This window comes from Heyndrickxia faecalis (genome assembly GCF_040267745.1).
Lineage (GTDB): Bacteria > Bacillota > Bacilli > Bacillales > Bacillaceae_C > Weizmannia > Weizmannia faecalis.
Genome location: NZ_CP158453.1, coordinates 159,520 through 174,852, shown reverse-complemented (window position 1 = coordinate 174,852; position 15,333 = coordinate 159,520). Strand labels below are relative to the sequence as shown.

Annotated in this window: 10 protein-coding genes; 4 read left to right on the top strand and 6 right to left on the bottom strand. The window is 45.9% G+C overall.

Annotated elements, in window-relative coordinates; genetic code table 11:
* The first annotated feature begins 62 nt into the window (after positions 1 to 62).
* The 3 genes from ABR335_RS00825 (at position 63) to ABR335_RS00815 (ending at position 3,206) form a co-directional block, all read left to right on the top strand.
* Positions 63 to 1,406 carry an ABC transporter substrate-binding protein gene (locus ABR335_RS00825; RefSeq protein WP_013860839.1) on the top strand — a complete coding sequence of 448 codons (1,344 nt, stop codon included), beginning with the start codon at positions 63 to 65 and terminating at the stop codon, positions 1,404 to 1,406.
* Positions 1,407 to 1,425: 19 nt separating this feature from the next.
* Positions 1,426 to 2,223: a glycerophosphodiester phosphodiesterase gene (locus ABR335_RS00820; protein WP_013860840.1), complete on the top strand. Its 798-nt coding sequence runs from the start codon at positions 1,426 to 1,428 to the stop codon at positions 2,221 to 2,223.
* 188 nt (positions 2,224 to 2,411) lie between these two features.
* A complete protein-coding gene (locus ABR335_RS00815) occupies positions 2,412 to 3,206 on the top strand; it encodes a DUF2935 domain-containing protein (protein ID WP_017551722.1) in 795 nt (264 codons plus the stop codon).
* Positions 3,207 to 4,014: 808 nt separating this feature from the next.
* Here ABR335_RS00815 and ABR335_RS00810 read toward each other — a convergent pair.
* From ABR335_RS00810 to ABR335_RS00800, 3 genes are all read right to left on the bottom strand, one after another.
* Complete coding sequence (locus tag ABR335_RS00810) at positions 4,015 to 6,834, bottom strand: Ig-like domain-containing protein (RefSeq protein WP_017551724.1); 2,820 nt, start codon at positions 6,832 to 6,834, stop codon at positions 4,015 to 4,017.
* A 28-nt stretch (positions 6,835 to 6,862) separates the two neighbouring features.
* A complete protein-coding gene (locus ABR335_RS00805; protein WP_017551725.1) occupies positions 6,863 to 7,357 on the bottom strand; it encodes a hypothetical protein in 495 nt (164 codons plus the stop codon).
* A gap of 784 nt (positions 7,358 to 8,141) precedes the next feature.
* Complete coding sequence (locus tag ABR335_RS00800; RefSeq protein ID WP_350346405.1) at positions 8,142 to 9,449, bottom strand: IS110 family transposase; 1,308 nt, start codon at positions 9,447 to 9,449, stop codon at positions 8,142 to 8,144.
* A 44-nt stretch (positions 9,450 to 9,493) separates the two neighbouring features.
* Here ABR335_RS00800 and ABR335_RS00795 point away from each other — a divergent pair, with 44 nt between their 5' ends.
* Positions 9,494 to 10,909, top strand: coding sequence for an ISLre2 family transposase (locus ABR335_RS00795; protein WP_211062258.1), 1,416 nt, complete (start codon positions 9,494 to 9,496; stop codon positions 10,907 to 10,909).
* Between the two features lie 603 nt (positions 10,910 to 11,512).
* Here the strand turns inward: ABR335_RS00795 and ABR335_RS00790 are convergent.
* The 3 genes from ABR335_RS00790 to ABR335_RS00780 form a co-directional block, all read right to left on the bottom strand.
* The gene (locus ABR335_RS00790; RefSeq protein WP_017551190.1) at positions 11,513 to 12,169 is read right to left on the bottom strand and encodes a queuosine precursor transporter; all 657 of its coding nucleotides are present in this window, start codon (positions 12,167 to 12,169) and stop codon (positions 11,513 to 11,515) included.
* A gap of 11 nt (positions 12,170 to 12,180) precedes the next feature.
* The gene (gene queF, locus ABR335_RS00785) at positions 12,181 to 12,681 is read right to left on the bottom strand and encodes a preQ(1) synthase (protein ID WP_017551191.1); all 501 of its coding nucleotides are present in this window, start codon (positions 12,679 to 12,681) and stop codon (positions 12,181 to 12,183) included.
* Positions 12,682 to 12,959: 278 nt separating this feature from the next.
* Positions 12,960 to 15,164 carry an MMPL family transporter gene (locus tag ABR335_RS00780; RefSeq protein ID WP_017551192.1) on the bottom strand — a complete coding sequence of 735 codons (2,205 nt, stop codon included), beginning with the start codon at positions 15,162 to 15,164 and terminating at the stop codon, positions 12,960 to 12,962.
* Between the last annotated feature and the right edge of the window lie 169 nt (positions 15,165 to 15,333).

Below are 15,333 nucleotides of genomic sequence, written 5' to 3'. Positions count from 1 at the left end.
GAAATTTTGAGAATGAGTGAGTATTCAAGAGAAAACTTAACTTTATTGAAGGAGGATGCAAAATGATTAAAAAATACCTTGCAATTTTTATGATGCTTTGCCTTACCTTAAGCCTTGCTGCCTGTGGCGCAAATACAGAGGCGACCACCACGAAACAAAACGGCCGCATCGTGGTGACGTTTTGGCATTCCATGAGCGGAGAGCCGCAAAAAACGCTCAATCAAATTGTGAAAGAATACAACCAGTCACAGAATAAAGTGCTCGTAAAAACGGAATACCAGGGGGAATACACGGAATCCCTGCCAAAATACTTAAGTGTCGGCGGTACGGATAAAGCCCCTACCATCATCCAGGTTCAGGAAATCGGGACCAAGACAATGATCAACAGCGGCTTTATTGATCCTGTCCAAAAATTCATTGACAAAGATCACTATGATACTTCGAACTTGGAAAAGAATATTTTAAATTATTATACGGTGGACGGAAAACTATATTCTATGCCGTTTAATTCCTCCACACCTGTCCTGTATTACAACGAGGATGCCCTTAAAAAAGCCGGCGTCAACATCGATCCGAAAAATGTCACTTTTGAACAGATTGAAGCATATGCAAAAAAAGTAACAGACTCCAGCAATGGAAAAATGAAAGGCTTTGCCCTGCAGCCGTATGGTTGGCTTTTTGAAGAATTGCTGGCCAATCAAGGTTCACTGCTGGTCAATAAAAACAACGGACATGACGGAACGCCGACAAAGTCCGTGTTCAATAACGAAGCGGGAAAAAACATTCTCAAGTGGGCGAAAAACATGATTGCAGACAAAACTTTTGTCGATTACGGCACGGGCACGAATGCGGCTGATGATATGACAGCGGGATTTCTTGCAGGCAAAGTGGCCATGTTCATCCAATCGTCCGCCAGCATCCGGGACGTTGTCGATAACGCAAAATTTAAAGTCGGTGTAGCTTATCTGCCGCATCCGGAAAGCAAAAAATGGAACGGGGTTGCCATCGGCGGTGCAAGCCTGTGGCTGTCAAAAGGAAAAAGCAGCGCCGAACAAAAAGCGGCATGGGATTTCATGAAATATTTGGCAAGCCCTCACGTACAGGCTGAATGGCACATAGGCACCGGCTATTTTGCCATTAACACGAAAGCATACGATGACCAGCTTGTAAAAGAAGTTTATCAAAAAGTGCCGCAGTTGCAAGTTCCGGTGCAGCAATTACAAGCCACCCATACTTCGCCGGTCACACAGGGCGCGCTGATGCAAAGTCTGCCGGAAGAAAGAACCGCTGTGGAATCGGCCATGGAAAGTGTCTATAACGGCGAAGACATTGACAAAGCCCTGAATAAAGCTGTAGAACAAACCAACCAGGCCATTGAAAAAGCCAACCAGGCAAACGGAAAATGATAACCGGAGGAATGCGCTTATGGGAGAAACACTGATATTCGGGCACCGCGGCAGCAAGGGAACCCATCCGGAAAATACATTGCTGGGTTTTGCCCATGCCTGTCACATCGGAGCGGAAGGCTTAGAACTGGATGTCCACATGTCAAAAGACGGCGAACTGGTGGTGATCCATGATGAGAAACTCGACAGAACGACTACAGGCAGCGGTTATGTGAAAGATTTAAATTTGAACGAAATCAAACAATACAGCGCCGGCAAGAAATTCAAACATCTCTCTTTTTATGATTCATCCTGGGAGAAGGAAACGGTCCCCACCCTTGAGGAAGTGCTGGAACTGACAGCGGATTACCAGGTTTCCTTGAACATTGAGCTGAAGACAGATACGTTTTCCTACCCCGGCATCGAAAAAAAGGCCCTGGAGCTCTCGGAAAGGTACCATTTAAAATCAAGAATCATTTTTTCATCTTTTAATCTTTCAACACTGATAAGGATAAAAACATTAGACCCGGAGGCACATACTGCTTTTTTGACATCGAAGCGCCATTTGGATTTAGAGCGTATGATTCAAGATCACCAGCTGTCCGGACTACACCTGAACCGGTCGTTTTTAATCAGCAAATCCAATCTATTTACGACAGAACATTCGGTTCCGGTACGTGTTTGGACAGTGAATTCCGCCCGTTCCATTAAAAAAGCTCTGGACCTGAAGCTGGCAGGTATTATCACGGACTACCCGGAAAAGGCGCTGGAGTTAAAAAAGAAACATGCCCAATCCGTCAAGCATGCCGGAATCAATTTTTCCGGAGTTTTCAATTGAAGCATTAAACGAATTTAAGCTCCGGAATAACCATGATGGCCAAAACAATGGCGATATTGAAAGACCAATCCCTACCTGCATCAATTAGGCGGGGATTTTTTTATGTCTGGCGTCTGTCAGGCACCCATCATAATCCCCGTCAGGCCATCCATAAGATGATAAGAGTGCACGAAAGGAGAGAATGCCGGATGGCAAATTTTGAACAGGCAGCAGGATTTGAACATGGCTTCTGGCTTCAAATATTGGGAGATCACGCACGTTTTATTCATGATTCACTCGCTCCGCAGGAAAAACAAGAAATTGAACAAACGCGTTATTTTATTCAAGTCTTTGATCAACTGCTTAGAAGTATACAAAATGCCGATCTCATCCGCTTAAGCCAAAGAGCGGATGAAGAAGCATTGCAATTAAAGCAGTTAAAACTTTCGATCATCAGAAAACAGTTGACCGGGAAAATCACCATTCATTTGACGCCCAGTTTTATTAACCATATGGTCAATGAATTAGATGAATATTTGCGTGTTCTAAAATACTTAAAAAAGGGTGAAGTTCCACCTGTTGTCCACGAGGTGCATCACCATCTGGTTTGGCTGTTGGATGCAGCAGGCCATGCCGGTGCCATTTCAAGTAATCTTGACCGGGTTGAAAAGAAAATGAAAGGAAAAAGCGATGCATTCACAAAGGACTTTGAGGATTTCTATTTAAAAGCGGTGGAAATGGCTGGATTTTTGCGGACGAGATTATCCACTTTCCCTGCTTTGAAGAAATTTGGTCAGGATATTTCTCTGGAAATGGCGCTTTTCATGAACTTTTTGCATGAAATTGAAGAACTTCGGTTAAGCAAGGAGGCTTTAGTATCTTTTGCGCCATTGATGGCCGATCATATGATGAGAGAGGAATGTTACTATTTGAATAAATTAGCAGAGTTTACAGAACTGGAGTACCCAAACTGTAACCCGGCAAATCCCAGGTTGCAAGAATGAGGCTCCTCGAAGTGTAGATGTAATGCCGCTTTTCTTCCTCCACCTTCCTTATATGGTGGATTTTTTGTGGCTACAACAAGTGACACATCTTTGAGGAAAGGCACCATTTCAAGCTGGTGATAGGTTGCAGGCCCTTTTCGCGGATATAAAGTGACTGCGTACACTATTCGGGCGTAATAAATGCTTCTTATTCCGCTAAGTTTGAGGACCTTGAACGCCGTTTTTGGAGATTTTTTCAAAAAGGGAGGACATCTCTTTCCCCTGCTTTTTCCTCCTTTCGCTGATTTTCGCATCTTTCCGCTGATTTTTTTGGCATTTCCGCTGATTTCCCGCACATGTCCGCCGATTTTTCCACCACTTTCTCTGATTCCTCAGTTCAAAACTGGGAGAGCGGCCGTAGTTCCGGAGTTTGCACCCGGTTTTTAGGAATTCTGCAAAAAGGCTGTCTCCCTTACTCTTACTTTTTCCCTGCTACGCTGATTTCTCTCTAGGTTCCGCTGAATCTTCCTATGTTGGATGGGGGTCTGGCAGAGTTTTAGATTTGTACGCCTTTTTTAAGGAATTTTTCAAAAGGGGAACGCCCCACTTCCCCCTGTGTATTTTTCTTCTATCGGTCCTGACATAACTTCTTAGTACCCTTTCACCGGGTTAGTTTTACTCTAAATGAGAAAACCCGTCGAGAAAAATGAATTTCTCGGGCGGGTTTTCTTGTTAAAAAGGACTTTTTGGACAGCACCTTATAATTGATATGCTATTTCTATTGTTTCTCCACGAAAACTGAACTACTTATTCCCATAGGTCGTTTTTCTTATTTCACTTTCACGTATCGGTAGCCGCTTTTATTCCCCGCTTTGTCTTTCGCGTAAATTTTGAGTGTGGAGCCTTTTTTCTGTTTTTTCATATGGACGGTGTAAGTCCCTTTTGAGCTGACCGTTGCTTTGCCGACGTAATGGCTGCCGTTGTACACATAAACCGTTGCATGTTTTTCGGCCTTACCCGATACAGTTGTTGATTTATACGTTACGGTGCCGGCGGTTGGTGTCGCAGGCGGGGTTTTGTCAACGACTTTAAACGACCTGCCTGTACTTGTATTCCCGGCGGCATCTTTAGCATATACAACCAGCTTTGTTCCCGCCTTTTGTTTTGCAATTTTAATCTTGAAGTTGCCCTTGCTGTCGGCGGTGCCGGTTCCAATGGTTGTGCTGCCTCTTTTAATCGCGACCGCAGCGTTTGCTTCCGTCGTGCCGGTGACATATGTCGTTGCGTCACTGATGGTATTGACCTTTGGAATAGCAGGTGCTGTTTTGTCGATAACGGTCACGGTTGTCCCGGCACTCTTATTGCCTGCCACATCCTGGGCATACACCGTAAGTTTTGTCCCCGCTTTTTGTTTCGCAATCGTGACTTTAAAGCTTCCCTTGCTGTCAGCCGTGTCTGTTCCTAAAATGGCAGAGCCCGATTGTACTGTGACTTTTGCGCCGGCTTCCGTTGTACCTGTTACGGTTGTGCTTGCATCCGTCACACTGTTTACTTTCGGGGCTGCAGGAGCGGTCTTATCGCTCACCGTCACAGTTGTGCCCGCGCTTTTGTTGCCTGCCGCATCCTGGGCATACACCGTAAGTTTTGTACCGGCTTTTTGTTTTGCAATCCCTGCTTTAAAGGCGCCGGTGCTGTCGGCTGTTGCCGTGCCTAAAACTGCTAATCCCGACTGCACCGTTACTTTCGCACCCGCTTCCGTTGTCCCGGTAACCGTTGTATCTGCATCACTGACCGGATTCACTCTCGGAGCGGACGGTACTGTTTTATCAATGACCGTTACAGTCGTTTCAGGGCTCATATTCCCAGCGGCATCTTCTGCATATGCCGAAAGCTGTGTACCGGCTCTCTGCTTCGATATCGCAATTGCAAAAGTTCCGGATGAAGTTGCGTACCCTGTTGAAATGACAGCATGATTCGCTTTTACCGTAATCTTCGCGCCTACTTCAGCGGTTCCAGTCACAGATGTATCCGCATCGCTGACGTTATTGAGAACCGGTGCTGCCGGTGCGGTTTTGTCCTTAACGGTGACAACCGCTTCGCCGCTCTTGTTGCCATTGCTGTCCACAGCGTATACATGCAGTTCGGTGCCCGCCCTTTGTTTCGGAATGGTTACCGAGAAATTTCCAGAAGAGCCGGAAACAGAGGAACCGATAACTGTGCCGTTTACCGCAACGGAAACTGTCACATTCGGATCGGCCGTCCCGGTTACAGTCGTGTCGCTGTCGCCGACTTCATTCACTACAGGAGTTGCCGGTGCGGTTGCATTCCCGCCGCCAGCATCCAAAAGCGTATAAGTAATATCTTGGCCTTTATCTGCCGGAACGGAAAAATCATCTTTGAAGCCCAAGCTTTTGACAACGGCGCCGCCCTTCAGATTCAGCGAAGATCCGCTGTACGTTTTAATGTTAAGGCCGTCAAAAGCGGAATCGCCTTTAAAGCCGTACAGGCCCGTATCCTGTTTTAACACTAGTGCGGCGCGGAAATCGGTCATAAACTGCCCAAAGGAAATATTTTCCCCGACATATTTATGGATGATATCCTGAACCGCCTGATAATCGCTGTGCGGATCATTGATCAGTTCTTTGAAAATGCTGTTGCCCCGTCCACACTGGTCTTTCAAGTATTCCATGAAGAGATACGACAGGGAATAGTTGGCCAAAACGTCCCCGTCATAATCCCAATACAACAGAGAATGGCCGTTCGTGATATCCGAATCTTCATTATAGTAATCGATCCGGTCTTGCAGTGCTTCTCCCGTATAAATTTGTTCGGCGGCCATGGATAAGCCTTCATCCATCCATGTATCGGTATCCGTCAGCCCCTGCACGAAAACTTTCTGATTAAAATTGATCATGTGCTGGAATTCGTGCGCCAAAGTGGAGTATGCCTGCGACACATCTTTTGAAGAACCAATCCCCATGAGCGGATATGTGTCAATATAAAAAATTTCCGAACGGTTGGAATAGCTGACATTGGACAAATCCTGCGGAGAAAAATAGCCGGCCACATAGCCTCCGCTGCCACTGAAACCGTCCTGGATGTCGTAGCATAAAATATTGACTTTCCCGTTTTGGTCAATATCCGACGGTGAGCCAAAATTGTCTACATCGGAGCTGTAAATTTTATTATCAAATTCTTTGCCGAGCTGCGCAGCTTCATCCGATGTAATCTCATTGTTGTTGACCCATACATCGGCATGGGAGCCGCTGTACAGGAGCGTCGCGCTCATCGAAGAGTATGCGCCCGTTACGAGATTCTGGACACAAAAAGATTTGCTGTCCCCGACCTGATAGTTTGCCTGGATGGACTTCGTGCTTTTCTTCAATGACCGGCTTTCATATTTTTTCGTATCAAACGGGACAACGTAGTCCATTTGATACGCAGACCGGCTTAAATTTTTGCTGCTTGCATATTCATCGTTCTGGATGGCAAATGAACCCGTGCTTTCCGTTGCATTCCCGTCAGTAGATTCATTGCTGATCAATTCGTAGTAATTCGAACCGGTTGTTGGTGTGCCACCTTGATAAAACGGATTTGCGACTTTAAAATATGTTACATCCGAATAGTAATAATCAGAAAGGCTGCTCAATGTGCCTACCCGGACGTAAATATACGGGTCATTTTGGAAAAAATGATTTGTTTATAATGAACCCAAGACTTACAGTGCCTGTATACGCACTAATATCTTTTTCAAAATACCCGACAAAATCCATTGTCCCGTTATGATTCGTATAAAATTCAATTTCCAAATAAGGGTCTTTGTAATAGTCCGTGTCTGTATGCAGGAGCGTAAACAGCATTTGCGTATCGGAATACGAGGTTGTCGATCCGTATGTAAGATAATGGGTGCTATACCAGCTGTCTGTTAAAGCGCCTACATATCCACTCGGGTTAATAAGCGGATAATCATCCGGATTTAAGTAACTCTGACTACCCGACTTGTCCACATAATTCGGTTTTGCACCTTGAATGATTTTGGACTGCAAACTTATCGTATTTCTTGCATTCTGCTGATCCGTGGACGTGGATCCGTTCGCATAAACCCCGACAGGCAGCCCGAAAATCAGGGCCAAAACGAACAATAACTTAAGCATATTTTTTATTTTCTTCAAAAAAATCCCCCCTCTTAATCTAAAATCATACTATTTTATTACATACCTGGCTATAGGGTTACGAAAAATTTTCCCCATATTTAAGACTCCGTTAATGGGCCATCATTTTTTCACAGAAAAATCGATTTTCACGATATTTGGTATCATAAAACACCACCAATCTCATATAACGTGCCTATAAAACAAAATGGATGAACACGAAAAATATAGAGAAAAAGTATTTACTTCGAGTAATTTCCTTGTGTAGAAGATTCATAGACAGGCGTGTGAAAATCGCAACTGACGACATCAGTGGCTGCTGCGGTTGCAATTGCAACCAACATCATGAAAAAGACTCGTTTGTATAAAATGGCCAGCCATTATTTAAGTTGATAAGTATTTCTTCCTTTTTCTCTCCCATGGTTTTCCTCCTTCAATAAAGTACAATTATCTCTTGACTTCTCATTCATTCTCAAAATTTCATAAAAGTTGTCACATCTCTAAATGGATATAGGCACAATTTTCTTGCAGGGTAAGGTCCATCCTAACAACCAAATTGGATATATTTGGTAAATAAAAAGATATAACCGTGCGTAAAATCTCCACACAACTCACGGTCGCTCACCCTCCTATGTCTCCCAGGATCGGGGTCCACACATTCCTTCGTCCTGCGTATCCATGAGGTGGAGGCCGGATATGCTCCTCAACTGGGTCATGATGCCCGAATGGAATAAATAAACTCCGGCTCTGCACTATTGGTGTTTTTATTTGGAATAAAGCTGTATTTAAGAGCTGCCTTACTTTTTTAAGCTACCTGTAATGTTTCTATTTGAGGCAATCCTTGCAATAATTTTGCCCCATCAAAATCGCATTGTTTGTTGCCGATGGCAAACAGGACTCGCAATAACTTGCAACACAAGGCTATGAGTGACTGCTGTTTCTTTAACGGGTGTTCAGGGCGTTTTGTATAATATTGGTGCAGGGCTTTAAACGTCGGATTGTGCACAACCAGTGGGCGAATTGCCAAATACAAGGCTCTTCGAAGCCTCTTTCTTCCCCGTTTTGTGATGGTTGTTTGCCCTTTAAACTTCCCTGAACTATGTTCTTTCAATGAGAGCCCTGCTAAATTTACAAGCTGTTGGGGGTGGTTATACTTTGTAATGTCACCCACCTCAGCGAAAAATAAAGCGACTGTGGTCTTGCCCAGGCCTGGGATAGCCATCATTTGCCTGGCTCCCGGGAGATCTTCTACCAGGCTTTCCAGTTCTTGATCCAACTGTTTGATTTGTTGATTGTAAAGCTCATACTGCTCAAGCAGGCAGTCTATTTCCCGTTTGGCAAACTTCATGCCAGCTTGAATGCCAATACTCTTTCTGACTGCTTCCACAAGCTTTGTTGCCTTTTTGATGCCGACACCTCTTTTAACCTGTGTCTTCCATTTCTCTAGCACTTCTTCAGGAGTCATTTCCTTGATTTGTGAAGGAAATGGAAAACTTTTTAAGGTACAAAGGGCCGCTTTGCCTTCCCAGTCTTTAAATACGTCAAAAAACTCCGGAAAGTAGCGCTGAATAACGTTTTGAATACGGCCATCTGTGATCATAAGCTGTTTAACGAGCTGATCTCTTAATTTGGCGCCTTCTCTTAGTTCGGCATAAATGCCGTCCAGGAGATTGGGTACGGAGTATCGCCCGTCCTTAATCAGCTGCGCAATCACTTTGGCATCTTTCGTATCGTTTTTCGTTGGCGAATTGTCATCCAGCTCTTTGCTTTTCTTGACGTGCATCGGATTGACCAAAACAAAATCATAACCCTTAGCCGTAAGAAAATAGGCAAGGCTGAGCCAAAAATGCCCTGTCGGTTCAACACCGAAAATCACATGGTCTTTGTGGTTCTGTTTTCTTTGTCTTTCCATCCAATCCAACAGGGTTTGAAAGCCATGAAATCGATTTTCAAAGATCAGACGTTTGCCAAACTCAATGCCTCTGTCATCCTGCGCTCGTGCGACATGTTTGTCCTTCGCTACATCAATGCCGATAATGAGCGTTGATGGTATGTGTAAAATTTTACTCGCAGGGGCAGATGAGTGGAAAAAAATAGGAAGACACTCTATCATCTAAATGTACACCATGAAATGAACATCTAGAGAGAGGTCTTCCCATGGATATTATATCAATAATTGCTGGATTATTAAAGGATACAAAGAGTCTTATTGAATTTGAAGAACAGGTTAAAATTCTGATGCAAAAAGTTTTTACACAATGGGTTGGGGACGTATTTGAGAAGTTAGATCAAACGATTAGACTGAAGAAACAGGCGGAAGGCTGGCAGTACTGCCGGAGTGATTACAGGAGCGTTCAGTTTCTATTTGGAAGTGTGAATTTTAAACGCTCATTCATGCATGACAAGAGAGGGGGTTCGCATTACCCTCTGGATGAATGCTTGGGGCTGGTACCACATCAGAGATACAGCCCGTTAGTGGAATTGAAGGTGGCAGAGCTGGCAAGCGAGAACACCTATCGGAAGGTAGCTGATGTTTTAAAAGAATGGACAGCAGTGAGCCTTAGTCACACAACTGTAGGGAAAATGGTGAAACGCGTAGGAAAAACACAGGCGGAAGCTGACAGGGCACTTGTAGAAGAGCTGGAAGTAGCTGCCTCACTGCCTGGCGGGAAGAAGGTAGACTATCTGTTTTCCGAGGCAGATGGTGTATTTGTCCGGGGACTGAAAAAGAAACAGAGTATGGAAGTCCACCACGCCATTCTCTATGAGGGATGGGAAGCCAATGGCAAAAGGGTCTCCCTGCGTCAGCCAACAGTTATCATGACGACGGAAGCAATCCAGACATTTTGGGATGAAGTGCAAGCCAAAGCTGCCAACACCTACTCTCTTGAAAAAGCGCATGTCATTACAAACAGCGATGGAGGTGCAGGGTATACAGCTGAACGGTTTCAAACAGCATTCTCACAGTCGGAATTTCCGGTGCTCAACCAGCTGGATACCTACCACGTTGCACAAGCCATCGTAAGGACATTCGGGGGCGGAAAGAGCGAGATCAAAGAGCAAATTAGAAAAGCGATTAGAACGCATGACCTAGACCAATTCACATTGTATTTGGATACGCATGAAAGCACATTGACGGATGAAAAGAGCCTTAAGAAAGTCAAGGAGTTTCGTTCGTACATCCTAAAAAACTGGGACCGCATTTTTGACTGGAGGGACAAGGTAGAGAACGTACCGGAAGGTGCGAGAGGCCTGGGGGCAATGGAATCAAATCAAAGGCATATCTCATTCAGAATGAAGAAAAGGGGGATGCATTGGAGTAAAGCTGGCGCCGAAGCCATGGTAAAGGTGAAACAGGGCATGCTTAACGGGACATTGCAGGAAACCTATCTGAAACACCGTTCAAGAAGCGCGAGAAAGCAACGGAGCTTGCAACAATCCATCAGGATGTCTCAACTATTCAAGCAGCCTGTACGCCCGTCAATCGGCGTAAAGCACGGATCAGTTTCCCTGCATTCAAGCCGTTCATCGGCAATGGGGCATTTAAGCAAAATATTAGAGCTTTCGTTTTAAGCCTGGTATGTGGGGGACTGATCGTTGATGCGCGCGAAATTTACGAGACTCCTGCGGGAAAAGCGGGCCAGGAGAGACCCCGCAGCGAGGTACGAGCGAGGAGGCTCGCCGGCCGCCCGCGGAAAGCGAGTGAATTTCGCGCGCATCAACACCCCCGTTATCAATCTATACGAAAGTGTACAAAAAGAGTGTCTCGGAATCCCGATATTTAAACCTTATCGAGAAAAACTTGACACATACGCGTTGATGCCGTGATTTGCGAAATCTTGTGATTCTGGGTATAATTCATGGTGAGTCCTCCCTGGATATCAATTAAGGGTCCGTTTGAAGCTTTGGACACCTCGTATCATACCAGGGGGGCTCTTTTTTGTGCAAACCTCAAATTTCCTTCATTACAGGAATGCTCCTTCCTGATTCTGGTAATTGGCAAGACTGGTATGGGTATGTACTGCTTTTTATGCTACAACATTTTCTTTCTGGTTAATGCCGTGAATCATCTTTTTATCAGAAAACCAGCATTCGCCATCCGCTGTTTCAGCCGGAAACAGTTGCGGCTTCCTTCATGCCGGGCACAAAAGAAGCCGGTTCCGTTCGTGCAAAGTTTTATGCGCTTCCTTTTTCTGCTGCTTCCGGGACAGTTTGCGGCCCATTGCCGCTCCGGGTTCTGCGGATCAGCCCGACAAGCAAATAGACAACCGGGGTCATGGCGACCGAAGCTGCGAATTTAAAAACATACTGGGTGAGAATCAGCGTTCCGATCATCCCGGCCGGCACCGTTCCGTAAAAAGCTATCACGATAAAAATAGACGTATCGATCAACTGGCTGAACATTGTGGAAGCATTGTTGCGCAGCCACAGCTTTTTTCTGCCATGCCTTGTTTTCAGCTTATGGAATACAAAAACATCGAGATTCTGGCTGACCCAATACGAAATCAGGCTGGCCAACACGACGCGGAAACTGCCGCTTAAAATTGTTTTAAAGGCATCCTGGTGCTGAAAAGAAGGGGCAGCCGGGAGATGGATGGCGGCCACGATAAAAACCAGGGCAAGAATTTGGGTGAGAAAACCTGCCCGGACAGTCGCCCGGCCCGCCTTTTTCCCGTAAACTTCCACCGTCACATCAACAAGGGGATACGTAAAAATGTAAATGATGGCGGCAGCGGGCAGCACAATCGCATCGCCAATATGAAACAGCTTCACAGAAATGATATTCGATAAAATCAGCAGCCCGACAAACATGCCATTTAAGTATGCATTCATCTGTATCCCCCTCACCGGTTATCCACTTTTTCAGGATACAGATCGTGATGCATCAGGCGAAAATGGGCCATGTCTTCATATTTGGTGCCCGGCTTCCCGTAATTGCACCACGGATCGATAGAGATGCCCCCGCGCGGCGTAAATTTTCCCCACACTTCAATGTAGCGGGGATCGAGCAGCTTGATGAGATCGTCCATGATGATATTGACGCAGTCTTCATGAAAATCGCCATGGTTGCGGAAACTGAAAAGATACAGTTTCAGAGATTTGCTTTCGACAATTTTTTTGTCCGGTATATAAGAAATATACATGGTTGCAAAATCCGGTTGTCCGGTAAGCGGGCACAGACTTGTAAATTCCGGGCAGTTGAATTTTACAAAATAGTCACGGTCCGCATGCAGATTGTCAACCGCCTCCAATACCCCGGGATCGTAATCCACCGGGTATTTTGTTTTTTGGTTGCCGAGCAATGTTAAGTCCTGCAATCCTTCTTCCTGTTTTCTTCCAGCCATAAAAAAACCTCCTGTCAAAAATGTTCCCGTCATTTTTTCCAAGAGAGGCGCAGACCCGTGCCAGAATAAGATGAAAAAAGCCACATCCCGTATGGACATGGCTTTTTGATCCATTTATCCATAGTTTTTTATAGAGGGTTTGCTATGAACCTCATGCTTATGCAACTGTTCAATACCTCTCCCGGTCGGGTAGGTGTTCCTTACCATTTTAGAAAATGGTGCGGCGCCTGTAAACCCTTTGAACGAGAGAATCTTTCATTCATTCGAAATAAAAGCGATCAGTCTTCACTTTTTACAGGTTCCGCTTTCGCAAATAATTTTCCCGGCCAGAAAGCATAGCGGCCGAGCACGGTGGTAATCGCCGGCACGAGCAGCGGGCGGACGACAAAGGTATCCAGCAGGACGCCAATCGCGGTTACAATGCCGAACTGAACCAATATTTGGATCGGGAGCACCGTTAAAACTGCAAACGTTCCGGCTAAGATCAGCCCGGCTGAGGTAATGACAGCACCTGTTTCTGTTACGCCAAGGGCAATCGCGCGCCTGTGCGGCAAATGCTGTTTATTTTTCCAAATGCCCGAGATCATGAAAATATTGTAGTCTTCGCCAAGGGCGACAAGGAATACAAATGCATAGAGCGGAATCAGGTCCTGGATGGCAGAAATGCCCAACCCATAATGGATCAGCAGCCAGCCTGCGCCCAATGCCGCCACATAGGAAAGCAGAACTGTCAGAATCAAGTAAACCATGGCAACGAGTGACCGCAAATACAGCAGCAACAAAATGGCAATGATGAAAATGACAGACGGGACAATGACCTTCATATCCCTTTCAGTCACCTTTGCCGTATCATAAAGGGAAGAGGTAACGCCGCCGATCCAGATTTGGCTTTTGGACAGGCCGGCCTTTTGCAATTGCTTTTGTATCACCGGGATGGATTGAATTGCTTTTTCACTGTACGGGTTATCTTTTAATCGTACATTGTAAGATTCATATTGTTTATCTTTTTCCCCGTATTGCGGTCCGGTTACGGTGTCAACAAACGGCAGTTTTTCAAGCGCTGCCTTTACATTCGCGCCTTTTCCTTCCGTATTGGCGATCACCTGGACAGGCGCCAGCTCGCCCGGCGAAAAATGGTCTGCGATGATTTCATAGCCTTCGCGTGACGGCATATCTTTCGGGAATGACTCGATCAAGTTCTGCGTATACGCGATTTTCGGTACGAAGGAAGCGAGCCCGCCGAGAATGATGACGCTCAGTACAATGATAAGCCAAGGCTTTCTTGTGACCGCTTCTCCCACTTTCCGGCTCCATTTCCCATGTGCAGCATGACGGCGGATCTTTTTCCCTTTTTTCGCTTCCAGGGCGCTGGCCATTTGTTCTGTTCTCGGAATAAACGGAAAGAAAGAAGCCCGGCCTAAAATGGAAAGCAGCGCCGGCAGCAGTGTCAATGCAGCAATGCCCATGATAAAAATGGCAAGGCTGAACGGAACGGCAAACCGCTGATACGTCCCGTAGTGCGCAAACAGCAAGGTGAACAGGCTGAGCACGACCGTAATCGCACTGACCATAATCGCGCCGCCCGAATGCCGGATGGCTGTGTGCAGCGCTTTTATCTTATCTTCTTCTCCCAGCAAACATTCACGGTATTTCGAAACAAGAAATAAACAGTAATCCGTGCCGGCCCCGAATAAAAGGACAGTCATGATCGAAGTGGCCTGGGAATCCACTGTAATGATGCCTTCTTTTGCAAGAAAACCCAATATCGGCCCGATTGCCCCATAAGCAAATACGACACCGATAAGCGGAACAAGCGCCAAAATCGGCGACCGGTACAATACAATCAAGAGCACCAGCACAAGCAGCACGGTAGCAATCAACAGGGTGATATCCGCTTTGCTAAATAGGGACACCGCATCCGTGGATATGCCCACAGGCCCTGTGAAACGGACATGCAGGCCGGTATCCGCCAGTTTCTTATTCAAAACGGCTTTCGATTCGAAGGATGTCACTCTCTTTTTCAATTCTTTCAAGTTATCGGCGAGTTCATCCGTCCCTGCGCTTTTTTCCATAAATACCGGCGTAACAATCGTTGTGCCGTCTTTTGAAGCCTGCCCGCCCAGTGCCTGCGGCGGCATTTTTTCGTACGGTGGGATAAAACTTTGTGCGGGAAGCGGGTTTTTCTTTAAATCCCCGTACAATTTAGCAATTGTTCCGTAATCCTGCTGCGAGAGGCCGCCTTCACGGTACCAGGCGATAAGAAGCGGCGTGCCCGCATCCGGGAACTGCTTTTCAGCCACCTTTTCAGCCCGGACCGACATGGCAGAGTCCGGCAGATTTGCTGCGCTGTTATCCGTTACTTTATTCACATTCGGAAAAACAGCAGACAAAACGGACACGACCAGGATCCATGCGGCAAGCGTTACCCATCTCCCTCTCCTTCCGGCACATGCTCCCGTGAACTTTACCAGTATATTTTTCATCGGTTTCCCACCTTTTTTACAGACTTATCACTATTTTATAATAGATGAAGCGGCCAAACAACCGAATCGGGCGGTCAGAGCAGAGCCGGGGGCCGGATTCAAATCATATTTATGGAAGCAAAAGGAAAACCTGCCTGTAAAAATATGTTTTCGCGGATCAAAAGCGGGA